Source organism: Streptomyces sp. NBC_01077, assembly GCF_045162855.1.
Lineage (GTDB): Bacteria > Actinomycetota > Actinomycetes > Streptomycetales > Streptomycetaceae > Streptomyces.
Genome location: NZ_CP108669.1, coordinates 4,146,788 through 4,169,979 on the forward strand (window position 1 = coordinate 4,146,788; position 23,192 = coordinate 4,169,979).

General features: G+C 70.5%; 16 protein-coding genes and 1 tRNA gene. 10 read left to right on the top strand and 7 right to left on the bottom strand.

All coding sequences use genetic code 11. The features are described 5' to 3' along the window. Positions 1-68: 68 nt before the first annotated feature. On the bottom strand, positions 69-914 hold the full coding sequence (locus OG462_RS18460; protein WP_406058895.1) for a MurR/RpiR family transcriptional regulator: 846 nt from the start codon (positions 912-914) through the stop codon (positions 69-71). 539 nt (positions 915-1,453) lie between these two features. Between OG462_RS18460 and OG462_RS18465 the strand changes: the two genes are divergently transcribed. Further along, positions 1,454-6,022, top strand: coding sequence for a hypothetical protein (locus tag OG462_RS18465; protein WP_406066597.1), 4,569 nt, complete (start codon positions 1,454-1,456; stop codon positions 6,020-6,022). 157 nt (positions 6,023-6,179) lie between these two features. On the opposite strand, the gene OG462_RS18470 is transcribed toward OG462_RS18465, so the two are convergent. Beyond that, positions 6,180-6,737 carry an SMI1/KNR4 family protein gene (locus OG462_RS18470; RefSeq protein ID WP_406058897.1) on the bottom strand — a complete coding sequence of 186 codons (558 nt, stop codon included), beginning with the start codon at positions 6,735-6,737 and terminating at the stop codon, positions 6,180-6,182. A gap of 13 nt (positions 6,738-6,750) precedes the next feature. Next, positions 6,751-7,314 (bottom strand): hypothetical protein, encoded by a 564-nt coding sequence (locus OG462_RS18475; protein ID WP_406058899.1) that lies wholly within the window; start codon positions 7,312-7,314, stop codon positions 6,751-6,753. 316 nt (positions 7,315-7,630) lie between these two features. On the opposite strand from OG462_RS18475, the gene OG462_RS18480 reads away from it, so the two are divergent. The 3 genes from OG462_RS18480 to OG462_RS18490 are packed head-to-tail and all read left to right on the top strand — an operon-like array spanning position 7,631 to position 11,996. Further along, on the top strand, positions 7,631-8,146 hold the full coding sequence (locus tag OG462_RS18480; protein WP_406058901.1) for a DUF2690 domain-containing protein: 516 nt from the start codon (positions 7,631-7,633) through the stop codon (positions 8,144-8,146). Between the two features lie 8 nt (positions 8,147-8,154). Further along, the gene (locus OG462_RS18485) at positions 8,155-11,232 is read left to right on the top strand and encodes a transglycosylase SLT domain-containing protein (protein ID WP_406058903.1); all 3,078 of its coding nucleotides are present in this window, start codon (positions 8,155-8,157) and stop codon (positions 11,230-11,232) included. Then, positions 11,232-11,996: a hypothetical protein gene (locus OG462_RS18490; RefSeq protein WP_406058905.1), complete on the top strand. Its 765-nt coding sequence runs from the start codon at positions 11,232-11,234 to the stop codon at positions 11,994-11,996. The genes OG462_RS18485 and OG462_RS18490 overlap by 1 nt, the downstream gene beginning before the upstream one ends. A 321-nt stretch (positions 11,997-12,317) precedes the next feature. Here the strand turns inward: OG462_RS18490 and OG462_RS18495 are convergent, their stop codons facing one another. Beyond that, the gene (locus OG462_RS18495) at positions 12,318-13,706 is read right to left on the bottom strand and encodes a cystathionine beta-synthase (RefSeq protein ID WP_406058907.1); all 1,389 of its coding nucleotides are present in this window, start codon (positions 13,704-13,706) and stop codon (positions 12,318-12,320) included. A gap of 163 nt (positions 13,707-13,869) precedes the next feature. Here OG462_RS18495 and OG462_RS18500 point away from each other — a divergent pair, with 163 nt between their 5' ends. The 3 genes from OG462_RS18500 to OG462_RS18510 all read left to right on the top strand — a co-directional run bounded on the left by OG462_RS18500 (position 13,870) and on the right by OG462_RS18510 (position 17,432). After that, positions 13,870-14,853, top strand: coding sequence for an SGNH/GDSL hydrolase family protein (locus OG462_RS18500; RefSeq protein WP_406066598.1), 984 nt, complete (start codon positions 13,870-13,872; stop codon positions 14,851-14,853). A gap of 138 nt (positions 14,854-14,991) precedes the next feature. Beyond that, complete coding sequence (locus OG462_RS18505) at positions 14,992-16,212, top strand: acetyl-CoA C-acetyltransferase (protein ID WP_406058908.1); 1,221 nt, start codon at positions 14,992-14,994, stop codon at positions 16,210-16,212. 377 nt (positions 16,213-16,589) lie between these two features. After that, positions 16,590-17,432 (top strand): hypothetical protein, encoded by an 843-nt coding sequence (locus OG462_RS18510; protein ID WP_406066600.1) that lies wholly within the window; start codon positions 16,590-16,592, stop codon positions 17,430-17,432. 15 nt (positions 17,433-17,447) lie between these two features. Here the strand turns inward: OG462_RS18510 and OG462_RS18515 are convergent, their stop codons facing one another. Further along, positions 17,448-17,777: a hypothetical protein gene (locus OG462_RS18515; protein ID WP_406058910.1), complete on the bottom strand. Its 330-nt coding sequence runs from the start codon at positions 17,775-17,777 to the stop codon at positions 17,448-17,450. A gap of 118 nt (positions 17,778-17,895) precedes the next feature. Here OG462_RS18515 and OG462_RS18520 point away from each other — a divergent pair, with 118 nt between their 5' ends. Further along, complete coding sequence (locus OG462_RS18520) at positions 17,896-18,126, top strand: DUF4287 domain-containing protein (protein WP_406058912.1); 231 nt, start codon at positions 17,896-17,898, stop codon at positions 18,124-18,126. A gap of 84 nt (positions 18,127-18,210) precedes the next feature. Here the strand turns inward: OG462_RS18520 and OG462_RS18525 are convergent, their stop codons facing one another. Then, positions 18,211-19,113: a Bax inhibitor-1/YccA family protein gene (locus tag OG462_RS18525; protein WP_406058913.1), complete on the bottom strand. Its 903-nt coding sequence runs from the start codon at positions 19,111-19,113 to the stop codon at positions 18,211-18,213. Positions 19,114-19,302: 189 nt separating this feature from the next. Further along, positions 19,303-19,387 (bottom strand) — tRNA-Leu (locus OG462_RS18530). Positions 19,388-19,761: 374 nt separating this feature from the next. Between OG462_RS18530 and OG462_RS18535 the strand changes: the two genes are divergently transcribed. Both OG462_RS18535 and OG462_RS18540 read left to right on the top strand, forming a co-directional pair. Beyond that, entirely contained in the window at positions 19,762-20,532 is a 771-nt protein-coding gene (locus OG462_RS18535; protein ID WP_406058915.1) for an ABC transporter ATP-binding protein, read from the top strand. Between the two features lie 86 nt (positions 20,533-20,618). Continuing rightward, positions 20,619-23,150: an ABC transporter permease gene (locus OG462_RS18540; RefSeq protein WP_406058917.1), complete on the top strand. Its 2,532-nt coding sequence runs from the start codon at positions 20,619-20,621 to the stop codon at positions 23,148-23,150. Positions 23,151-23,192 lie beyond the last annotated feature (42 nt).

Genomic DNA, 23,192 nt, shown 5'->3' on the forward strand with positions numbered 1-23,192 from the left:
GCAGGAGCCCGTTCGACAGGGGTTTGTTCGGCAGGGGTTTGTTCGGCAGGGGTTTGTTCGGCAGGGGTCTATTCGACGAACAGGCCCCGCGCCGCCGCCTTCGCGTCGAACTCCTCCAGGCGCGCCTGCGCGTCCGGGAGTTCGTCGGCCATGGCCTCCAGGAGGACCCGGCCGAGCATCATCGGCGCGCAGACGGTGTCGAAGGCGAGTCCGGTGCCGACGGCGGCCGGGATGAGCAGGTCGCTGTGGGCGGCGACGGGCGCGAACGCCGACTCGGCGACGGTCACGACCGTGAGCCCGACCGCCCGCGCGTACTCCAGGGCCTCGACGACCTCCCGCGGGTGCCGGGGCAGCGCGAAGCACAGCAGGGCCGTGGCCCCGGCGCGTACGGCGGCGTCGACGCGGTCCGTGAGCATCGAGCCGGCCTCGTCGAGGAGCCGGACGTCGGGGTGCACCTTGGCGGCGAAGTAGGCGAAGCCACGCGCCTGCGAGGAGGCGGCCCGCAGCCCGAGCACGGGCAGCGGGCGGGAGCGGGCGAGCAGCCGGCCGGCCCGCTCGACGGGCGCGGGGTCGGCGAGCAGTCCTGCGAGGTGCTTGAGGTTCTCGATCTCGGCGAGCACGGCCTGCTGGTACTCGTTGAGCGCCTCGCCCTGCCCTTCGGCGGCGCCGGGCTCGGGGGGCGCGACCTCGCGCAGATGGCGGCGGAGCGCCGGGTACCCGTCGAAGCCGAGGGCGACGGCGAAGCGGGTGACGGAGGGCTGGCTGACCCCGGCGAGCTCGGCCAGCTCGACGCTGGACAGGAAGGGCACGTCGGCGGCGCGGCGCACCATGCTGTGCGCGATCCGCCGCTGGGTCGGTGTCAGCCGGTGCCCCTCGAAGAGCGCCTGCAGCCGACCGGCCGGGCTGTCGCTCATGCCGTCCCCCTTTCGTCTATTCACCCGCGAATGATTCTGCATAACGATATGCAGACAGACCAGGGGAGGGCCACCCTGCGAGACGGGCACGGTGATCTGAATCACACTCCGACCGACCGGGGGCATTCGCCCTCGCGACCCCCCGATCGGGGTGCCCGACGCCCGACTCGCACCAACCCCCGCCGCGACCAGGGAAGTTGATCACCCCCCGGGCCGCACACCCCCCTCCGGCGCCCTCGTCACGTATCCGCCATGGTCACGTCAATCGCGAAAAACCCGGCAACTCCCGAGCCGATCAAAGGGCTTGGCCCCCTCCGGACAGCCGAGTACCGTCTGCCGCGTCCCGAACCCCCAGGCCCGAACTGTCCGTACGCGTAAGGGAGTCACGGCCACCGAGCCGAGGCGTGGGGCGGAGACCCCGGGCAGCTCTTCCCGGATACGGCCGAGGCGCCACGCGCCCCCCTTCAAGCGGCACGGACCGGACGGTCCGACGGTGCGCCAGCACCACCCGATGAAGGAAGAGTGTGAAGCACATACCCATGCGGCTCGTGGCGCCGCTCACGGTCGCGCTGGCAACAGCGCTGGCCGTACCGCTGGCGATGCCCGCGCTGGCATCCGAATCCGCACCACCGACACACGCCGCCCAGGGGCAGACACCCGCCACCACGGACGTGGACAGACCCGGCGCCGTCGCGCCCTCGGAGCGGTCCACCGTCCTCGGCGCCGGCTACCAGAAGTCCACCGACACCGCGTTCACGACCTCCGGTGACGGGACGGGCTTCCACCTCCTCGTCGCCGACGAGAGCGCCGGCTACGCCTGGAAGACCGCGGCCACCCTGTCCGAGCCGGGCTTCGAGGCCGACACCTGGATCGGCAACGCCTGCCTCACCACCTCCGGAAAGCGCGCGGCCGTCGCGTACGCGCCGCGCACCTTCACCAACAAGCCGGAGCTGATGGCGCGCGGAGCCTTCGCGGCCACCGTGGACCTCACCACCGGCAAGGTCACCAAGCTCCCCTTCCAGGCCTCCCTCGCCTACTTCAGCCCCGGCTGCGGTACGGGCGAGCAGGCCGTCTTCACCCAGCTCTCGCACGAGGCCGACGCCGCGCAGCGGACCCGGCTGATCACCGTGGACGCCGCCACGGGCAGGACGGGCGCCCCCACCGCGTACCCGGGCCAGGTCACCTCGGCCGTGCCGACGGCGGACGGCGTCGTCGCCGCCCACGGCAACCGGCTGGTCGCCGCCGGCGCCAAGGGCAGGCTCCGGGAGATCACCCGCACCCGGACGGTCCCCTTCCGGCTGACCGTGGACTCCTCGGGCGGTCTCACCTACATCGACCGCGCCGAGAACGCCGACGTGAAGGCGGTGCCGACGAGCTACGCCCACCACCTGGGCGCCGCGCAGCTCCGCCGGAACGGGACGAAGGCGGCCACAGTGGCCTCGGGCCCGCTCACCGCGTGGGACCTCGCCTCCTCGGCCGACGGCACCGTCTACGTCACCGGCGAGGCCGCCACCGAGGGCGCCCCGCCGAAGACCGTCAGGAACCCCGGCGGCATCGCCAAGGACGCCCTGCTCTCCAGCCACGGCCACGCCGCGGTCACCACCGCCTGGGCGGACGGCAAGGACACCCGTGTCCGGCCCGACGAGGCGCTGACCGAGCGCACCGCGCGCACCACGCTGCGGCTCCTCGGCACGGCGCGGACCGTCACCCTGGACGCCGTGCCCGGCAAGGACCGGATCGGCGGCCGCACGGCGCAGGAGCAGGGTCGGAAGACCTCCCCGGCGCTCCCGCAGCCGAGGAAGGGACCCGAGGCCACCACGAAGTCCGGAGCGGCGAAGTCCGAGGCCGTGAAGTCCGGGACCGTGAAGTCCGCGGCCACGGCGAAGTCCGGGGCCGCCGAAGCGACGCCCGCGACCGGTGCGACCGCGCCCTCCGCGCGTACGGCCGATGCCCAGGCCCTCTCCGGCTCGCCGACCGATCCGAGCGAGGACGCCTCCGAGCGCACCTGCTCCGTACCGCGCAACAACGTGAAGAAGCAGGCCTTCCAGCCGACCCCACGGCAGGTCGAGTGGGCGGTCGACCAGGCCGTCATCGGCCGCCTCGACTTCTACCGGAACCCGGACTGGAAGAACACGGGCATGGGTGGCTACCAGCCCCAGGGCCTGTTCCCGCCGATCGTCCTCGCCGGTGACCCCAACGGGAAGCTGGACACCGAGGACGGCACGAACGACCGCTGGCACATCCCGTCCCAGATCCTCCTCGGCGTCACCGCCCAGGAGTCCAACATGTGGCAGGCCACCCGGTACGCGGTCCCCGGCGTCACCTCCAACAGCCTGATCGGCAACTTCTACGGCGTCGACTACAACCCGAGCGGCACCCAGGTCGACCCGTGGTCGATCGACTGGGCCGATGCCGACTGCGGTTACGGCATCACCCAGGCCACCGACGGCATGCGGCTCCCGGGCCACGACCAGCCGACCAAGTCGGTCCTCCAGCAGGAGGCCGTCGCGCTGGACTACACGGCCAACATCGCGGCCGGTGCCCAGATCCTGTCGGAGAAGTGGAACCAGACGTACAACGCGGGGATGAAGGTCAACGACGGCCACCCCAAGTGGATCGAGAGCTGGTTCTTCGCCCTGTGGGCGTACAACTCGGGCTTCTACCCGCAGTCCGAGGCGGACTCGGCCGGCCACTGGGGCGTGGGCTGGACCAACAACCCGGCCAACCCGCTGTGGAAGGCGAACCGCACCCCGTTCCTGGAGAACATGCTCGGCCTCGACGACTACAGCCACGCGGCGCACCCGCAGGACTGGCCGTACGAGGAGAAGGTCATCGGCTGGGCCGCCCGCCCCCTCACGGCCATGTTCGCCCCCGGTGACATGAAGGCCGGGTACGTCTCCGCCAACTGGACCACCAACGGAGACCGGACGCGCGCCAAGCCGCCGATCGGCCTGTTCTGCGACGCGTCCAACTCCTGCGACTTCGGCAAGATCGGCGACGGCGACTCCAACGACCCCGGCCAGGGTGCCTGCACCCTGGACGCCGGCAACAAGGACACCAACCCCCACTGGCTGCACTGCTGGTGGAACAAGCCGGTGACGTGGAAGAACTGTGGCTCCGGTGCCGAGTGCGGCAACCAGGTCCACCGGTTCAACACCTCGTACCCGGAACAGCCCGACGCCAACTCCTACCCGCCGCGCTGCTCCAGCGGGCTGCCGGCGGACGCGCTGATCGTCGACGACGTGCCCAACGGCGTCATACCGGCAGGATCCGCGTCACGGAGCTGCGGGGCGGTGAAGTCCGACGGCACGTTCAACCTGAACTACTACGTGTGGAGCGACGGCACCTATCCGGGGAAGATGGACACCCACCAGATCGGTGCCGCGTACGGCAACCACTTCTGGTTCACCCACACCCGCAAGCCCGACCCGGACTACGGCCACCGGCTGTACATCGACGGTGTGTGGAAGCTGAACCAGCCGGTCCCCGGCGGACAGGCCAAGGTCTACGCGCACATCCCGGACCACGGGGCCCAGACCAAGATCGCCGACTACCGGATTCAGACCGTCGACGGCACGGTCACCAAGACGATCTCCCAGACCGACAACGCGTCGAACAAGTGGGTCGACCTGGGCGCCTACCAGTTCGGCGACACGCTTCCCCAGGTCAGCCTCTCCAACTTCACCAGTGACGGGAACGGCGACAAGGACATCGCCTGGGACGCGATCGCCTTCGTCCCCGGCGACTACTCCGGCATCCCGGCCGATCTGACCTTCGGCGACCCGGACCCGAACGCCCCGGAGCCGGCGAAGGTCGAGCCGCCCCAGGACGTCGACGAGCCGTTCTTCCCGACGCTGACGGGATTCTCCGCGCTGCGCGCCGCTCCGTCGGCCGACGCGTCGGCGAAGACGGGCACGGCGAAGGCCGGCGCCGCCGGGGCGACCGCAGTGCTGTCGTCGGGCGAGCAGCTGTCGGGCGCCCTCCTGCGGTCGTCCGCGGCCGCCGCCACGACCGCCGGCACCGGGGAGACCGCGAGCTGCTCGGTGGCCGCGGACTCGATCACGTACACCCGTACCGACGCATGCGTCGTGGACGACCTGAGCGTCGTCTGGCTGGAGAACAACGTGCCCAAGGGCACGGCCACGTTCATCTTCCGGCTCGAGGTCGACACCGACGTCAACACCGACACGACGACGCAGACCGCCTCTCTGCGGCTCAAGTCCATGGACGCGAGCATCAGCACCGCGACCATCAACCTGGACTTCCTGTGCCGCGGCTACTGCACGACGAACACCAGCGCGTGGACCGGCAGCACCACGTGGACCAAGGGCGACGCCCACTCGGCGATCGTCACGTCCCGGATGAAGTGGGCGCCGACGGCGGGCACCGAGCGGGGCCGTATCACTCCGTACTGGAAGTTCAACGGCTCGGTCAACAGCACCCCGATCGCCAACCCGCTCGAAGTGGAGAAGTCGCCGCTCGACGTCCGGTGCGACATCGAGGTCAAGACGACCCCGGGCTGTGTCTTCTCCTGGTACAAGCCGACGTACAGCATCAACTCCAAGAAGTTCCCCGCCGCCGCGGCGCACATCCGGCTGGTGCAGCAGAAGCTCCCTGGTGGGTACGGCCTGCGGGGCAAGGAGCCGCTCACGTTCCTGTCCAACGACGTCTACGTGCCGGTTCCGCCGAGCAACCCCAAGCTCCTGGTGGACCACAACCGGGACACGATCTGCCCCGACTCGTGGGTGCGCAGCCCGCTGGCCACCATGTCGCCCGAGCTGGGTTCCGGTGACGTGCCCAGCTGCGACGAGTTCCCCTTCGCGGCGAGCTGGCAGAGCGCGGCGGTCAAGAAGTCCTGGGGCGGCAAGAACCTCGGCGAGGTCACGAACGGCAGGGAGTGCGCGAACACCATCGCGCAGCGTGACTCCGCCGGCCTGTGGCACATGATCCCGGACCCCCGGGAGCACCTGCCGACCTGGACCGAGCCGTGCGGCCGCGCCAGCATGTCGAACCATCAGAACACCCAGTCCATGAGCCTCTTCCCGACCTTCCGGAAGAACGAGCGCGTCCTGGAGGGTGACGACTACTGGGTCGACGCGCCCAAGTAGCAGGAGTGCGACAGCACGACGGCGGGGCCCGGTGATTTCTCACCGGGCCCCGCCCGTGCGTGTGCGCCCGAATCCGTGCCGCCGACCAGTCCCGGTCGAGCCGGCCGCCGGTTCCGGTCTAGCCGTGTCCCGGTCGAGCCGTGTCCCGGTCGAGCCGTCAGTTCCAGTCGAGCCGGCCGTCCCGGACGAACGGGTTCCGTCCGCGGGTGAGGGCGCCTGCTCCGCCGCCCTGCTCCAGTACGTCGGCGACCGCGGTCAGGACGTGTCCGAGCGACGGGGCGTGGACCCCGGCGTGGTCGGTCTCGCGGAAGGCCAGGACCGGGGCCGGCGCACCGCTCTCGCTCCTCCCGGCGTCGAGAAGGAGTCCGTAGTGGGCGTCCGCCACGGCGAGGACGGGGATCCACGACGGCAGCCACCAGTCCGCGTCGCCGATGTCCTCGGCGATCCGGCGGTGGTTCCGGTAGCGGTCCGCGATGCGCGCGCAGTCGAGGAACACCTCCGCGCCGGGAAAGAGCCCGGCATCCGCGCTGCCGTTGTTCCGGCGCAGCCAGGATTCCAGTTCCGCAGGGACCGGGAAGCCCAGGGCGTTGTTCAGAGTCCGGATTTCGGCGTCCCCGGCAGGCTGGTTGAGCGCCCGCGCGGTGACGGGGGCGTTGTTTTCCAGCCAGCAGACGATCCTGCCCCAGGAGGAAACGACTCCGTCTGTCCGCACCATGGACCTCTCCCGTTTACGGCGCCGGGTGGAAGATGTCGACCACGAGGCGGTTGGGGGCCGTGAGCTTGAAGACCTTGTAGGAAGAGTAGTCGTCGAGCGCGAGGCCGATGGGGAACGCCCGGCTCTCGGGGTCGTTGGTGCCGTACTGGCCCTGGCCCTTCAGGCTCGGGAAGGCGTACGTCTCGTGGCGCGGGCTCGTGTAGACCACGGTGTTGGTGCTGAAGTCGAAGGTCGTGGCCGAGGACAGCAGGATCTTCAGGTACGACGTGCCCGTGATCGGGACGACCTTGGGCTCCGGGTCCGCGCAGCAGGTCAGCGGCTCGGTCTGGACGCTGGTCGTCCAGCTGGGGATCGTGCCCTCACCGAGGTCGACGACGAAGCGGTCGTACGTGGGGTGGGTGGCGGCGCGTACGCCGAGCACACAGATCCCCTGGCAGTCCGGCGTCGTGGCGGCGGTCGCGGAGGTGCCGGCGGCGGTCGCGGCGGCGGCCTGGGCCTGGGGCGCGGCGACGCCCAGCGCGGCCAGCGCGAAAGCGGCGACCGCTCCGCCGAGACGGAGTTTCCCTGGTGCGCGCATGACGATGCCTTTCCTCGGCACAGCGGAGTTCGATCTTGCGGAGCGTTGTGACAGTAATGCCCGACCGGAATCTTGACCAGGGCATGATCACCAGCCGAGAACCGATCATTTTCAGCCACACTCACCGTCCGCTCTAGCCCACGGGCCGGGTCCGCGACCTACGCTCCGGGAGAATTCCGCTTCCCGTCGGGCCTCGTATCCGAAATCGCCCGTGACCAGCGGCTATTGGGTGTCATGCACCGATCAGACACACCTGGATCGGGCATCACCATTCGAACTCCTTTTCGCTGAACATTCCCTCCCCAAGGAGACTTTGGTGCACAGAAGACGATGGGGTCGGGCAGGTGCCGCGCTGGCACTCCTCTGCCTGGCCCAGCTGATGACGGCGCCCTCGGCGTCGGCCGGCGCGACCGCCGGTTGCTGGCGGGCGACCTGCACGGGCGAGGACCCGTACGCCATGGGCTGCGCCGCCGATGCCGAGGTCCTCCACCAGATCAACGTCGGCACGGACATCGAGGTGAAGCTGGTCTGGTCGCCGCTGTGCCAGGCCACCTGGGCCAAGGTGACGATCGACCCGGCCTACCCGGAGCAGGTGTACGGCACGCTCTGGCACACGCCGACCCTCGGCGGCGTCGAGCACGCCTACGGCACCTCGGTCCTCAGCGCCGGCTCCCCCAGCGGGACCTCGCTGATGGGCAACTGGAAGGCCACCAACAAGGCCTGCTGGAACATCCAGAGCGACAGCTGGGACCCGGAACCCCTGGTCTACGAGAGCGACGGCCACGTGGTCTCCCCGCCGCTCGTCAACGGCAGCTGCACGGACTGGATATGAGAGGGCTCATGCTGAAGCGCATCCAGACCCCGCGGCGGCGGCTCGCCGGCCAGGCGGTCGCGACCGCGGTCCTGGCCTCCTCGGTCGCGCTGGTCCCCGTGGTGGCGCAGAACGCCCCCGCCGAGGCCGCGGACGCCACGTCCAGCACGCTCTTCCCCGCCGCGCAGAAGGCGCTCGGCGCCGGCTACGAGGCCTCCGGCGACCTGATGGTCAGCGGTACGGGCGACTCGGACGGCTTCCACATCATGGCGGCCTCGGAGCAGGACGGGTACACCTTCCGCGAGGTGGCCTCCCTGCGGCGCAAGGACATGGACGTCGGCCCCTGGACCGGCTACGTGTGCACCACCGGTTCCGGCAAGTACGCCGCTGCCGTCTACATGCCGTCGCTGTGGGTCAACAAGCCCGGCGCGACCTACCGCGGCGCCTTCGCCGCGGTGGTGCGGCTCAGCGACGGCAAGGTCACCGAGGTCGCCCAGGGCGTCCAGCTCGCGTACTTCTCGCCGGGCTGCGGCGAGGACGACCGGGTGCTGTTCTCCTCCAGCACGGCCACGGACAGCTCCCCCGGCACGACCACGGTCATCGAGGCCGACGCCGCGACGGGCCGGATCACCTCGGACCGGAAGATCAACGGCCGGGTCACCCACCTGCTCCCGACCGCTCGCGGGGACTACGGCGTCCTCGGCGGCGACCTGGTGAAGCTGGCGGCCAGTGGAAAGACCCTCAAGGCCCGGAAGCAGACGAAGCTCCCCGGACCGGTCTTCGCGCTGACCTCCTCCGCCGACGGCGCCCTCGACCTGGGTCTGGTGAACCAGAAGAAGAGCGTCATCAGCCGCTGGCAGGGCGGAAAGCTCACCGCGCTCGGCTCGGCTCCGGTCGGCAAGCTCAAGCTGTTCCCCCGCAAGGGCGGCTCCCTCGCCGTCGGAGACGTGGGCGACGTCGACACGTCCCACGCCCCCGGCCTGAAGACCCAGCCCTTCACGGGGCAGCCGATGGGCGTCTCGCGCGAGGGCCACCTCGTCACCACCTCGGTGGTCTCGGACGAGCTGAAGGGCGTGACCACGCCGGAGGGCTCCGGTCCCGGCGCGGCCTCGGCCGACGGCAAGGCCGCGGGCCTGATCCGTATCAAGGCCACCGCCGTCCGTACGGGCACGAAGGCGTCCGTCGCCTTCGACACCGACGTCGAGCGGGTGAAGCCGGCGAAGGGCACGGCGGGCAGTCCCGCGATGGGCCCGGCGGCCTTCACGACCGCGACCGGTCCCACCGCGGGCCCCGCCACCTTCGGCGCCGCGGCCGTCTCGGCGGGCCGCGACGACGTCGACCCGCTCACCTGCGGAGAGGGCGCGGCGGAGTCGCTGTGCCTGTCCGGTTCGGGCGCGGCGGTCTACGGCGAGATCCCGGCCATGGAGATTCCCTGCCTGGTCAAGCGGAACGACCCCAAGCGGCAGGCGCTCCAGCCGAGCGCCAACATGGTGGAGTGGGCGGTCGACCAGGCCGTGCACGGCAACCTGACGACACAGCGGCCGGCGAACTGGCACGACACCGGCCTGCCCGCGTACAGCCCGCAGGGTCTCTTCCCCAAGCCGGCCCTGTCCGGCGGCGGCAACATCCCCGCGCAGGTCGTCCTCGGCATCCTGGCCCAGGAGTCGAACTTCAAGCAGGCGTCCTGGCACTCGGTGAACGGCGCCGCGGGCAACGTCCTCCAGGCCGACTGGTTCGGCAACGAGGCCTCCATCCACTACTACCCGAACCGTGACAAGGGCGACTGCGGATACGGCATCGCCCAGGTCACCACCGGCATGTCGGAGAAGCACCCGATCCGCTTCGACGCCACCCGGGCCGGCGCGATCTCCACCGACTACGCGACGAACATCGCGGCCGGTATCCAGATCCTCGCCGAGAAGTGGAACCAGCTGTACGCGCTGGGCATGGAGACCAACAGCAACGACCCCCAGTACCTCGAGAACTGGTACATGGCCCTCTGGGCCTACAACAGCGGTGTCTACACCGACCCGTCCGCCCCGCGCGGCCTGGGCTACTTCAACAACCCGGCGAACCCGAGCTACCCGCCGGACCGGGCCGGCTTCCTCCGCCTCAGCTACGACGACGCCGCCCACCCGGCCAAGTGGCCGTACCAGGAGAAGGTCCTCGGCTGGGCGGAGACCCCGCACAAGACGTGGAACTGGGAGGAGTCCTACGAGACTCCGGACTTCCCGGGCCTCCTCAGCGTCCAGCTGAACCTTCCGCCGGACCCGTACCGGTTCTGCGCGCCCAACGTGAACAACTGCACCCCGAACACCGCCGACCCGTGCCCGGCCTTCAACGACACCTGCCGCTGGGCCGGCAGCGTCTCCTGGATCGGCGGCCAGAACTCGGACAACTCCTCGCGTGAGGACCTGACCTACGAGCTGGGTTCGGGCGAGCCCGCCCTGATCGCCAAGTACCCGTCGGGTCCGTGCCTGAGCAAGCCCAACAACAACCCGTACGCGATCGTCGTGGACGACCTCAACGAGCACGAGGACGTCTACGGCTGCGGGGACTTCGAGGGCGCCCCCGACGGCAAGTTCTCCCTGCAGCTCGGGGACAACCTCACGAAGCTGCGCACCGACGGCACGTTCCGTGCCACCCCGTACATCGCGCAGATCGACCTCCACCAGCTGGGCGCGGGCTACGACGGCCACGTGTTCTTCACGCACAGCTACCCGGAGAGCGACTTCTTCCACAAGGTGACGGCCCGCTGGGAGCTCAACCCGAAGTCCCTGCCGGCCGCCGACGACGTCGGCAACCGGTACAACGTGTGGGTCCACCTGCCCAACCACGGCGCCCAGGCGGTCGTCCGCTACACCGTCATCCCCGGGGCCAACTCGGAAGGCGCGGTGCCGGACACCTGCCGGGTGAACCAGGGAACCCGCAGCAACGGCAAGGACACCTGGTTCAAGCTGGGCAGCGTCCAGTTCTGGAAGGGCGGCCGGGTGGAGGCGGACAACCTCCACGACACCGGCACCGGTGACGCGAACGTGGCCTTCGACGCCGTCGCCTTCGTCCCCACCTCGATCCCCGACGCGGGCAACTGCGCCTTCGGATACTGATGGGCGGCGCGCACACCCTGCGCCGGGTTTCGGCGACGGTCGCTCTCGCGGCCGTCGCCGTCCTCGCCGGCTGCACGAAGCCCCCGGCGGCCCCGGCCCCGGAGGCCCGTCCCGCCACGGACACCCCGTCGAAGAGCCGCTACGGCTCGGACGATCCGTCCACCCCGGCGACGGAAGCCCCCGGTCTGACGACGCCCACGAAGGCGCCGTCCGCGGCCGAGTGGCCGGACAAGGCCGTACCGGCCGCTCAGGCGCCCCGTCTGGGCGACAGCAAGGTCATCGCCGCCGGATACCGCGTCGACGACTTCCTGAGCGGTCTCGCGGCCCGGTGGGACGTCGCCCTCGGTGAACAGAAGCTCATCGACGTCCCGGGCGACCGCAAGCGCTGGCACTTCTCCGGAGCGGTGTCGAACGGTGGCAGGCAGCGCCTCTCCATCGGCGGTGTCCCCGAGAAGAACGGCGACATCGTCATGTTCGCCTGCGAGGTGGACTCCGACCGGGAGAAGGCCGGCGCGTTCCTGACGGACTGCGCCGGGACCGGCATCCCGGGATGGGACCGCGAGCGCGCGGCCGCCTGGCTGAAGACGGCGAAGCAGCAGGTCGACGCCGTCTACGCGAACGAGAAGGGGAAAGGGGCCGTGACGAGCGCCCTGTACGTGTCCGACGGCGCGTACGCGTTCCTGACCAGGGCCCCGTACTCGACGAAGCCGCAGGGCATGTACGTCCTCAGGGTCTCGGGCGGCGGTATCGCCGAGAACTCCTGACCGCACCACCGCACGACACCGGGCCCCTCGCGAAGGCGAGGGGCCCGGTGTCGTGCGACGAGGTGTTCGGCGCGGGGACCGCCGCACCCCCGATACCGGGGGGCGGGACGACGGCGGTCCCCGCGAGGACACGGGCCCGGGTCAGGGCCGGTCTCCGCGTCCGGCGGCGTCTCAGGAGTCCGGGAGCCGCTCCGGAAGTCCGTGACGCCGACAAACATCAATGTGCCGGACGCGTGTTAAGCGGGTGCTGCGGGTACGTGTCGCGCTCGTACCGATTGCGCGAACGCACCCGCGAGCACCCCCACGCGCACGGTCCGGGTCCTACTTCGCGCCGCCGTTGGCCAGGAAGGCCAGCAGGTCCTGGCGGCTGACGACGCCGGTCGGCTTGCCCTCGACCAGGACGATCGCCGCGTCGGCGGCCTCGCCGAGGACGGCCATCAGGTCGGCGACGGGCTCGCCGGAGCCGACCTGCGGCAGCGGCGCGCTCATGTGGCGCTCCAGCGGGTCCTCCAGCGAGGCGCGCTGGGTGAAGAGCGCGTCGAGCAGCTCGCGCTCGACGACCGAGCCGACGACCTCGGCGGCCATCACGTCGGGGTGGCCGGCGCCGGGCTTCACGATGGGCATCTGGGAGACGCCGTACTCGCGGAGCACCTCGATGGCCTGCCCGACGGTCTCGTCCGGGTGCATGTGGACGAGGGAGGGCAGGACGCCCTCCTTGTGGCGCAGGACGTCGGCGACGGTGGCCGTGGAGGTGTCCTCCAGGAAGCCGTAGTCGGCCATCCACTCGTCGTTGAAGATCTTGGAGAGGTAGCCGCGGCCCGAGTCCGGCAGCAGGACGACGACGACGTCGTCCGGGCCCAGCTCCTTGGCGACCTCCAGGGCGGCCACGACGGCCATGCCGCAGGAACCGCCGACGAGGAGGCCCTCCTCCTTGGCGAGGCGGCGGGTCATCTGGAACGAGTCCTTGTCGGACACGGCGACGATCCGGTCCGTGACGTTCCGGTCGTACGCGGTCGGCCAGAAGTCCTCGCCGACGCCCTCGACGAGGTACGGGCGGCCCGAGCCGCCGGAGTAGACCGAGCCCTCCGGGTCGGCGCCGATGACCTGCACGGAGCCGCCGCTGGCCTCCTTGAGGTAGTTGCCGGTGCCGGAGATGGTGCCGCCGGTGCCGACGCCCGCCACGAAGTGGGTGATCTTCCCCTCCGTCTGCTCCCAGAGCTCGGGACCGGTGGTCTCGTAGTGGGAGCGCGGGTTGTTCGGGTTGGAGTACTGGTCGGGCTTCCAGGCACCGGGCGTCTCGCGGACGAGCCGGTCCGAGACGTTGTAGTACGAGTCCGGGTGCTCCGGGTCGACCGCGGTGGGGCAGACGACGACCTCGGCCCCGTACGCCCGCAGTACGTTGATCTTGTCGAGGGACACCTTGTCAGGGCAGACGAAGATGCATTTGTAGCCCTTCTGCTGGGCCACGATCGCCAGGCCGACGCCGGTGTTGCCGGACGTGGGCTCGACGATGGTGCCGCCGGGCTTGAGCGCACCGCTCTCCTCGGCCGCCTCGATCATCCGCAGAGCGATCCGGTCCTTGACCGAGCCTCCGGGGTTGAAGTACTCGACCTTGGCCAGAACGGTCGCCTGAATACCCGCTGTGACGCTGTTGAGCTTCACCAGCGGGGTGTTGCCGACGAGGCTGATCATCGAGTCGTGGAATTGCACCGTAATCTCCGGGGTCTCCGTAATGGTGTGGCCAGCGTATGCGTAGTCGGAGCGGGTTACGGGGCAGTTAGACCCTGAACGGCTTGAAGGGCCCGGCCGGTCCGGACGGTCCGAAGGGCCTGAACGGCTCGAAGGAGGTGACGGCCCCATGTCGAGGGCGAGGGTGGCGCGGCGGATCGCGGCAGGTGCGGCGTACGGCGGCGGGAGCATCGGGCTGCTGGGTGTGGCCGCGGTGGGTGTCCTGCTGGCCGAGATGCAGATCGCGAAGCGGACGGTGGGCGGCGGCGCGGCCCCCCTGCCGCCGGGAGCGGACGGCCTCTACGGCCGCGCGTTCGGCACGGACGACGCCCTGCGGCTGGCCCTTCTGGGTGATTCCACGGCGGCCGGTCAGGGGGTGCGCCGCTCGGGTCAGACGCCGGGCGCGCTGCTCGCCTCGGGGCTCGCGGCGGTGGCGGAGCGGCCGGTGGTGCTGCGGAACGTGGCGCTTTCCGGTGCCCGCTCGGACGATCTGGAGCGCCAGGTGTCACTGCTGCTCGCCCAGCCCCTCGGGCCGCCGGACGTCTGCGTGATCATGATCGGCGCGAACGACGTGACGCACCGGATGCCGCCGACGGAGTCGGTACGGCTCCTGGCGTCGGCGGTCCGGCGGCTGCGGACGGCCGGCGCGGAGGTGGTCGTCGGGACCTGCCCGGACCTGGGGACGATCGAGCCGGTCTACCAGCCGCTGCGCTGGCTGGCCCGGCGGGCCTCCCGGCAGCTCGCGGCGGCGCAGACGATCGTGGTGATCGAGCAGGGCGGGCGGACGGTGTCGCTCGGCGACCTCCTCGGTCCCGAGTTCGCGGCGAACCCGCGCGAGATGTTCGGGGTGGACAACTTCCACCCGTCGGCGGAGGGGTACGCGACGGCGGCGATGGCCGTGCTGCCGACCATGTGTGCGGTGCTCGGCGTCTGGCCGGAGACCGACCGTCTCGAACCCGCCCGGCGGGAGAACATGCTGCCGGTCGCGAAGGCGGCGGCCGAGGCGGCGAAGGAGGCGGGCACCGAGGTGACGGGCGCCCGGGCGCCCTGGGCCCTGCTGAAGCACCGCCGCCGGCGGCGCCTGCCGGTGCCCGCGGAGACCCCGGCCGCGGAGGACGCCCAGGCGTAGCCCGCCCCCGCGGGGGCGGGCGGCTGAGCGCCCGCTTAGAAAAGAGGCCACCGTCACACCGTCAGAGCGGTGACCCCTGCGGTACGTACGGGTAACTTCCCTTTCAGTCCGCTCACTCCGCACCCTCATGGAGCCGTGATGCCCGAAGCCGTGATCGTCTCGACCGCCCGTTCGCCCATCGGCCGGGCCTTCAAGGGCTCCCTCAAGGACCTGCGGCCGGACGACCTCACCGCGACCATCGTCCAGGCCGCCCTGGCCAAGGTGCCGGAGCTCGACCCGCGCGACATCGACGACCTGATGCTGGGCTGTGGCCTGCCCGGCGGCGAGCAGGGCAACAACCTGGGCCGGATCGTGGCCGTGCGGATGGGCATGGACCACCTGCCGGGCTGCACGATCACCCGCTACTGCTCCTCCTCGCTGCAGACCTCCCGCATGGCGCTGCACGCCATCAAGGCCGGCGAGGGCGACGTCTTCGTCTCGGCCGGTGTCGAGATGGTCTCCAGCTTCGCGAAGGGCAACTCGGACTCCCTGCCCGACACGCACAACCCGTACTTCGCCGAGGCCGAGGCCCGCACCGCCGCGGTCGCCGCCTCCGAGGGCTCCACGTGGCACGACCCGCGCGAGGACGGCATCGTCCCGGACGCGTACATCGCCATGGGCCAGACCGCGGAGAACCTGGCCCGCGTGAAGGGCATCAGCCGCCAGGAGATGGACGAGTTCGGCGTACGGTCGCAGAACCTCGCCGAGCAGGCCATCAAGAACGGCTTCTGGGAGCGCGAGATCACCCCGGTGACGACCCCGGACGGCACCGTCGTCTCCGCCGACGACGGCCCGCGCGCCGGCGTCACCCTGGAGGGCGTGCAGGGCCTCAAGCCGGTCTTCCGCCCCGACGGTCTGGTCACCGCCGCCAACTGCTGCCCGCTGAACGACGGCGCCGCCGCGCTCGTGATCATGTCGGACACGAAGGCCCGCGAGCTCGGCCTGACCCCGCTCGCCCGCATCGTCTCCACCGGTGTCTCCGGCCTCTCCCCCGAGATCATGGGCCTCGGCCCGGTCGAGGCCTCGAAGCAGGCCCTCAAGCGCGCCGGCCTGACCATCGGCGACATCGACCTGGCCGAGATCAACGAGGCCTTCGCGGCCCAGGTGATCCCGTCCTACCAGGACCTGGGCCTGGACCTGGACAAGGTGAACATCAACGGTGGCGCCATCGCCGTCGGCCACCCCTTCGGCATGACCGGCGCCCGCATCACCGGCACGCTGATCAACAGCCTCCAGTTCCACGACAAGCAGTTCGGCCTGGAGACCATGTGCGTCGGCGGCGGCCAGGGCATGGCGATGGTCATCGAGCGCCTGAGCTGAGCCGTAGCGAAGGGTAGGGGTCGCCCGAGGAACGAAGGCGGCACCTGCCCGCAGCGGTGGCGAAGCTCAGCGCGACCGAAGAAGCGAGCGCCTCTCCTGACCGCCTGGACGCGGGCCTGTGCGCGCCCGGCGCGTCTCCTCGCGCCGGGGCTCCCAACCGCTCCGCGTCCGAGCCGTGACCGAATCTCCCCCAGGATGTGACCTACGTCCCGGGGGAGTTCGTTTTCGCAGGTCAGAGCGGTTTCGGGACTAAACGCCTGGCAGAAATACCTGTCCAATTCGTGACGTAATGCACTGACAGCAGGCCCCACCCCAGGACAAGCTGATGTAGGAAGTCGGGGGATCGACTCGGAATCGGGAGTACGTCAGTGAGCGCCATGCCTCTTGCCCTGCTGCTGACCACGGCCGCTGCCACGGCCGTGGGCGCTGCCGCCCTGCACGCCGTCCACGGTCTCCGCAAGCAGGTCACCGCCCTGCGGAGCGAACTGGCGGCCGGGCACGGCGTCACCGTACCCGCGGCCCGTGCCACGCCCGCCGCCGAGATACGGGCCGCGGTCGCCGATGCGCTGGCCGAGGAGCGCGAGCGTGAGCTCGCCGAGGCGCGGGCCTTCTGGGCCGCGCAGGAGGCCCGGGACGCGGCCGACGCCCCGTCCCTGCTGGGCGGTCTCGGCGGCCCGGTCGACGAGGGCACCTTCTTCGTCCCGCGTCAGGCCGACTTCGTGGGCCTGGAGGCGATGGCCCTGGAGGCCATGGAGGCGGAGGCGGCCGCGCTCGACGGCGTCGACGCGCTGGACTCCCTCGACCCGATCGACGCGCTCGAGGAGTACCCGGAGGACTCGGCGGAGCTGGCCGCCGCCCGTCGCCGGCACCCCTCGCACCCGGACTTCGTGCCGGTGCAGACCCCCGTCGTCACCGACCACGAGCGGACGGTGGCGCGCCTGGAGGAGCTGGCCGACACCGCCACGGCGCTGACGGACGTGCGCCCGGGCCCGCTCGGCACGCTCGACGTGTACGTCTTCGCGGACGGCACGACGCTCTGTATGACCCCGGGGCACCGCGAGACCGCGGAGCGCCTGGCGGAGGCCCTGCGCTCCGGTCGTACGCCGGTGCTGCTCGGCGGCTCGGGCGTCTCGGGCGCCTTCGCCCTCACCTTCTCGTACGGCGAGTCGGACGAGGAGAACGTCTACATCCTGGCGGACCGCGTGATCGCCTCGCTGTAAGCCCCCTGGAGGGCCTTACAGCCCCGAGCGCTCCGCCGCCTCACGGACCAGCCCCACGGCCTCTGCCAGTTCCCCCTCGCGGGAGTCGGCCGGGGCCGTTCGCAGGATCTCGGCCAGATCGTTCCCGGCGACGACCAGCTGGTCGGCCACGGTGAAGACCCCCGCGTCCGGCATGGTCCTCGGCTCCCGCTCCGGGTCCTCGGCGCGCTGGGCGCGCACCGCGAGCTCGCGGGCGAGGGCGAGCCCTTCGGCCGCCGCACCGCGCTGGAGGCTGCTCTGCGGGGCGGCCCGCAGCCGGTCGGCGAAGCGTTCGACGGCGGCGGTCAGTTCACTCGTATCGCGCACCCCGCGACCCTACGCGCCGTCCCGGACCTCTTGCCAACGGGCGAACACTTGGGCACGGTGACGTGAAGAAGTGCCAGGAGTACGAGGAGCACACGGTACGACGCGTCCGGAGGCGCCGATGTCCCACACATTCTCCGAAGAGACCCACCGCAACATGCTGGCCCGGATCCCGGGCCGCACCGGTCGTGAGATCGCCGACTGGATGCGCACCGTCGAGGAGGGCCCTTCCCTCCTCCGTTTCGAGGAGCGGGTGAGCTGGCTCCGCGGGGCGCACGACCTGGCGTACGGCCACGCGAAGGCGATCCTGCACGAGTACGACCTGCGGAGGGCGGCCCGGAGACTGCTCTGAGCACCGCTTCCGCCCGCACGCGGAACGCGGAAGGGCCCGCCCGGCACGAAGCCGGACGGGCCCTTCCCCCCGAGTCGGGACGCGTCAGTCGTCGCCCTGCAGGATCGACAGCAGACGCAGCATCTCCAGGTAGATCCACACCAGGGTCATGGTGAGACCGAAGGCGGCCAGCCAGGCCTCCTCGCGCGGCGCGCCGTAGGTCACGCCGTCCTCGACCTGCTTGAAGTCGAGGGCGAGGAAGCAGGCGCCCAGGATGATGCCGATGACACCGAAGAGGATGCCGAGGCCACCGCTGCGGAAGCCGAGGCCGTCACCGCCGGCGAAGACGGCGAACAGCAGGTTGGTCACCATGAGGAGCATGAAGCCCATCGCGGCGGCCATCACGAAGCCGTAGAAACGTCGGTTGACCCGGATCCAGCCCATCTTGTAGGCGATCAGGACGCCGGCGAAGACCGCCATCGTGCCCAGGACCGCCTGGATGACCACGCCGTCCGCGATGTACGTCGAGACGGCGGCCGAGATCACTCCGAGGAAGACGCCCTCGAAGGCCGCGTAGCCCAGGATGAGCGCCGGCGACGGCTTGCGCTTGAAGGACTGCACGAGCGACAGCACGAGGGCGACCAGGGCGGCGCCGATGGCGATGCCGTAGGACTTGCCCAGGTTGGCGGGGTCGACCGGCAGGAGCAGCCAGGACAGGACGGCGGTGAGCACGACCGTACCGAGCGTCATGGCCGTACGGCTCACGACGTCGTCGATCGTCATCACGTTGCCGCGGGCCTGCTGCGGGGCGCCGAGCTGCGTGTCCTGCGGGGCGTACGGGTTGGTCGCGTACGGGTTGGTCGTACCCTCGGCATACGGGTTGCCGGTGGCGTACGGGTTGGTTCCGACGGCGGGGCCCCCGGCCTGCGGCTGCTGGCCGTTGAAGCCCGCGGTGCCGTTGTCGCGGCTGAATCCCCGTCGCGAGAAGACCGGGTTGCTGCTCCTCATCTCACTCCTCCATGGCGTGCCGCATGCGCGCGGCCTCGCGTCAAGAGTAATGGGTAGGCAAAAGAAACTCTCTAGTGCTCGGGGAGGATCTTTTCCCGTAAGTTTTCGATCTTCGCGCGGGGGCTCACGCGGGCTCCTGCGAGAGAGAGGGGCTTCACCGGGCCGCAGGCGTCGTACCTGGGGCCCGGGTGGTGCCCGGAACCGGACTCGAACCGGTACGGCCCGAAGGCCAGCGAGGTTTAAGCTCGCCGTGTCTGCATTCCACCATCCGGGCGTCGCGAAGCTCCGCGTTGGCACATGAGCCTATCGGGACGCTTCCCTCGTTCAGCGGAACGTCGGTCCGATGTTGTCTTATTTTATTGACGCCTGAGGGTGCGTCAGTGCAGGTGAGGCCCGTTTCGCCAAACTGTGACAGGGGTCGCAGGCGCAAAGCCGTACCCCCTGGAATGACGAAAAGTCGTCGCACTTCTGTCACGTCGGCGTGAACCCGTCTCTCAGGGGCGCCGTCATACCTCAGGAGGAGGATCGAGGCCTCCGGTCCGACTCGAGACTGCCCCGGGAACGGGCATGTGGACGGACGATCCGAGCGAGAACGCTCGACACGATGGAGGGGTTCCCGCAGCAGCCCCGCAGTGACAGGAGTCCCTCGTGACCACCACCCCCACCGTGTCCCGCGCCACCGCGGTGGCCGCCCGCGCCACGGATCTCTCCAAGGTCTACGGACATGGGGAGACCCAGGTGGTCGCGCTCGATCACGTCACCGTGGACTTCCGGCAGGGCGAGTTCACCGCGATCATGGGCCCCTCCGGCTCCGGCAAGTCGACGCTCATGCACTGCGTCGCCGGCCTCGACTCCTTCTCCTCCGGCTCGGTCCGGATCGGCGAGACGGAGCTCTCCACCCTGAAGGACAAGCAGCTCACCCAGCTGCGCCGGGACAAGATCGGCTTCATCTTCCAGGCCTTCAACCTGCTGCCGACGCTGACGGCCCTGGAGAACATCACGCTGCCGATGGACATCGCGGGCCGCAAGCCCGACAAGCAGTGGGTCCAGCAGGTCATCGACATGCTGGGGCTCTCCGCCCGGCTCAGCCACCGCCCGAACGAGCTCTCCGGCGGCCAGCAGCAGCGCGTGGCCGTGGCCCGCGCCCTCGCCTCCCGCCCCGAGATCATCTTCGGTGACGAGCCGACCGGAAACCTGGACTCCCGCTCGGGCGCCGAGGTCCTCGGCTTCCTGCGCAACTCGGTACGGGAGCTCGGCCAGACCGTCGTCATGGTCACCCACGACCCGGTCGCCGCCTCCTACGCGGACCGCGTGATCTTCCTCGCCGACGGCCGGATCGTCGACGAGATGCTGCACCCGACGGCGGACGGCGTGCTCGACCGCATGAAGGCCTTCGACGCCAAGGGCCGTACGAGCTGACGCGACGGCGCCGGACCGGACTCGAACCGGTACGGCCCGCGCAGCCCCGCCCCGCCCGCCGTCCCTCTTTCCTCCAGGACACACCCATGTTCCGTACCGCCCTGCGCAACGTGCTCGCGCACAAGGCGAGACTGCTGATGACCGTGCTCGCCGTGATGCTCGGCGTGGCCTTCGTCTCCGGCACCCTCGTCTTCACCGACACCCTCTCCCAGGCCTTCCGCAACCAGTCGGCGAAGAGCTACGACGACGTCGCCGTCGCCGTCGAGATGTACCCGTCCGCCGAGGAGGCCCGGAAGACCCCCGGCCTCTCCCAGCAGGTCGTCGACAAGGTCGCCGGGCTCGACGGGGTCGCCTCCGTCGCCCCCCGCGTCGACGGCTTCGCCGGTGTCCCCGACAAGGACGGCAAGCTGATCGGCGTCGGCTGGTCCAACAAGGGCACCAACTTCGCCCCCGGCAAGGACGGCAAGGACCGCGCGTACGCCTTCACGACCGGCAACGGCCCGGCCTCGGCCGGGCAGATCGCGCTCGACAAGGACACCGCCGACAAGGGCGGCTACAAGGTCGGTGACACCGTCCGCGTCGCCACCAACGGCCCGGTGAAGGAGTACGAGCTCTCCGGTGTCTTCACCACCGAGGACGGCGCCGTCAACGCCGGCGGCAGCCTGGTCGTCTTCGACTCCTCCGTCGCGCAGAAGCTCTACCTCAAGCCCGGCTACTTCCAGAACCTGACCGTCACCGCCGCGCCCGGCACGGACGCCGACAAGCTCCGCGACGAGGTTCTGAAGGTCGTCCCGAAGTCCGCCACGGCGCAGACCGGCACGGCCCTCGCCGAGCAGCAGGCCAAGGACATCGAGTCCGGTCTCGGCGCGCTCAACCAGGTGCTCCTCGGCTTCGCGGGCATCGCGCTCTTCGTCGGCATCTTCCTGATCTCCAACACCTTCACGATGCTGGTCGCGCAGCGCACCAAGGAACTGGCGCTGATGCGCGCGGTCGGCGCCTCGCGCAAGCAGATCACCCGCTCCGTCCTCGCCGAGGCCGGTCTGGTCGGCCTGGTCGCCTCGGCCGTCGGTTACGTGCTCGGCATCGGCCTGGCCGTCTCCCTCCGCTCGGCCATGAACGCCTTCGACATGAAGATGCCGGCCGGCGATCTCGTCCTCGGCACCACCCCGGTCCTCACCGCCTTCCTCGTCGGTGTCCTGATCACGATGTTCGCCGCCTGGCTGCCCGGCCGCCGCGCCGCGAAGATCCCGCCGGTCGCCGCCATGGGCAGCGTCCACGCGGCCGCGAGCACCAAGTCGCTCGTCGTACGGAACTCCATCGGTGCCGCGCTCACCGCCCTCGGTGCCGTGCTCATCGTGCTCGGCGCGGGCCAGGGCGGCGACGACGGCCGCATGCTCATCGCCGGCGGCGCGTTCCTCACCCTCATCGGTGTGATCGTGCTGATCCCGTTCCTGTCCCGGCCCGTGATCGCCGTGATCCGCCCGGTCTTCGTGAACCTCTTCGGGGTCTCCGGCAAGCTCGCCGGCCTGAACGCGGTCCGCAACCCGCGCCGCACCGGCGCCACCGCCTCCGCGCTCGCCATCGGTCTGACCCTGGTCACCGGTCTCTCGGTGCTCGGCGCCACGGTCGGCTCGGCCCTGGACAAGATGACGACCGACCAGATCAAGGCCGACTACATGGTCTCGATGGCCAGCGGCACCAGTCTCAGCGAGGAGGCCCTGGCGGCCCTGGAGAAGGCCCCGGGCGTCACCGCGGTCTCCCCGCAGCAGAACGGCGCCCTGGAGCTCAAGGGCTCGTTCGTCTCGGCCTCCGGTGTCACCCCCGGCGACATCGAGCAGGTCCTCAAGCTCACCGTCGTGAACGGCTCGATGGCCTCCCTCGGCGAGGGGAAGATCGCCGTCGACGACAAGACCGCCGCCAAGCGCGGCCTGAAGGTCGGCGACACCGTCCCCGTCGAGTGGCTCGACAAGCAGAAGGGCAAGCTGACCGTCGGCGCGGTCTACGAGGGCAGCGAGTTCGTCTCGCCGGTCCTGATCGACACCAAGCTGATCAGCGCCCACGACGAGCAGGCGGGCATCCAGCAGATCTTCGTCTCGACGGAGGGCGGCCCGAGCGCGGCCCACGAGAAGGCGCTGTCGAAGGCCATGGGTGACAACCCGGCGATCACGGTGATGGACCAGAAGGACATCCGTGACCTGTTCGGCGGCCAGATCAACATGCTCCTGAACATCGTCTACGGTCTGCTCGCGATGGCCCTGGTGATCGCGGTCCTGGGTGTCGTCAACACCCTGGCGATGTCGGTCTTCGAGCGTCAGCAGGAGATCGGCATGCTGCGGGCGATCGGTCTCGACCGGCGCCGCGTGAAGCGGATGGTCCGTCTGGAGGCCGTGGTCATCTCGGTGTTCGGCGCGGTCGTCGGCATCGGCCTCGGCTCCTTCCTCGGCTGGGCGATCGGCGAGACCTTCAAGAGCAGCCTGCCGGGCTACTCCCTGGTCCTGCCCTGGGACCGGATCGGGATCTTCCTGGTCCTGGCCGCCCTGGTCGGCGTCCTCGCCTCCCTGTGGCCGGCCCGGAGCGCGGCGAAGCTGAACATGCTCGCCGCCATCAAGGCCGAGTAGCAGCGGCAGGCAGAAGAGAAGGGCCGGGCTCCCCCTCCGGGG

Coding starts and splice junctions, on each gene's coding strand:
- OG462_RS18460 (WP_406058895.1), bottom strand. CDS start 914: ATGAGCGACAGCCCGGCCGGTCGGCTGCAGGCGCTCTTCGAGGGGCAC.
- OG462_RS18465 (WP_406066597.1), top strand. CDS start 1,454: ATGCGGCTCGTGGCGCCGCTCACGGTCGCGCTGGCAACAGCGCTGGCC.
- OG462_RS18470 (WP_406058897.1), bottom strand. CDS start 6,737: ATGGTGCGGACAGACGGAGTCGTTTCCTCCTGGGGCAGGATCGTCTGC.
- OG462_RS18475 (WP_406058899.1), bottom strand. CDS start 7,314: ATGCGCGCACCAGGGAAACTCCGTCTCGGCGGAGCGGTCGCCGCTTTC.
- OG462_RS18485 (WP_406058903.1), top strand. CDS start 8,155: ATGCTGAAGCGCATCCAGACCCCGCGGCGGCGGCTCGCCGGCCAGGCG.
- OG462_RS18490 (WP_406058905.1), top strand. CDS start 11,232: ATGGGCGGCGCGCACACCCTGCGCCGGGTTTCGGCGACGGTCGCTCTC.
- OG462_RS18505 (WP_406058908.1), top strand. CDS start 14,992: ATGCCCGAAGCCGTGATCGTCTCGACCGCCCGTTCGCCCATCGGCCGG.
- OG462_RS18510 (WP_406066600.1), top strand. CDS start 16,590: ATGCCTCTTGCCCTGCTGCTGACCACGGCCGCTGCCACGGCCGTGGGC.
- OG462_RS18520 (WP_406058912.1), top strand. CDS start 17,896: ATGTCCCACACATTCTCCGAAGAGACCCACCGCAACATGCTGGCCCGG.
- OG462_RS18525 (WP_406058913.1), bottom strand. CDS start 19,113: ATGAGGAGCAGCAACCCGGTCTTCTCGCGACGGGGATTCAGCCGCGAC.
- OG462_RS18540 (WP_406058917.1), top strand. CDS start 20,619: ATGTTCCGTACCGCCCTGCGCAACGTGCTCGCGCACAAGGCGAGACTG.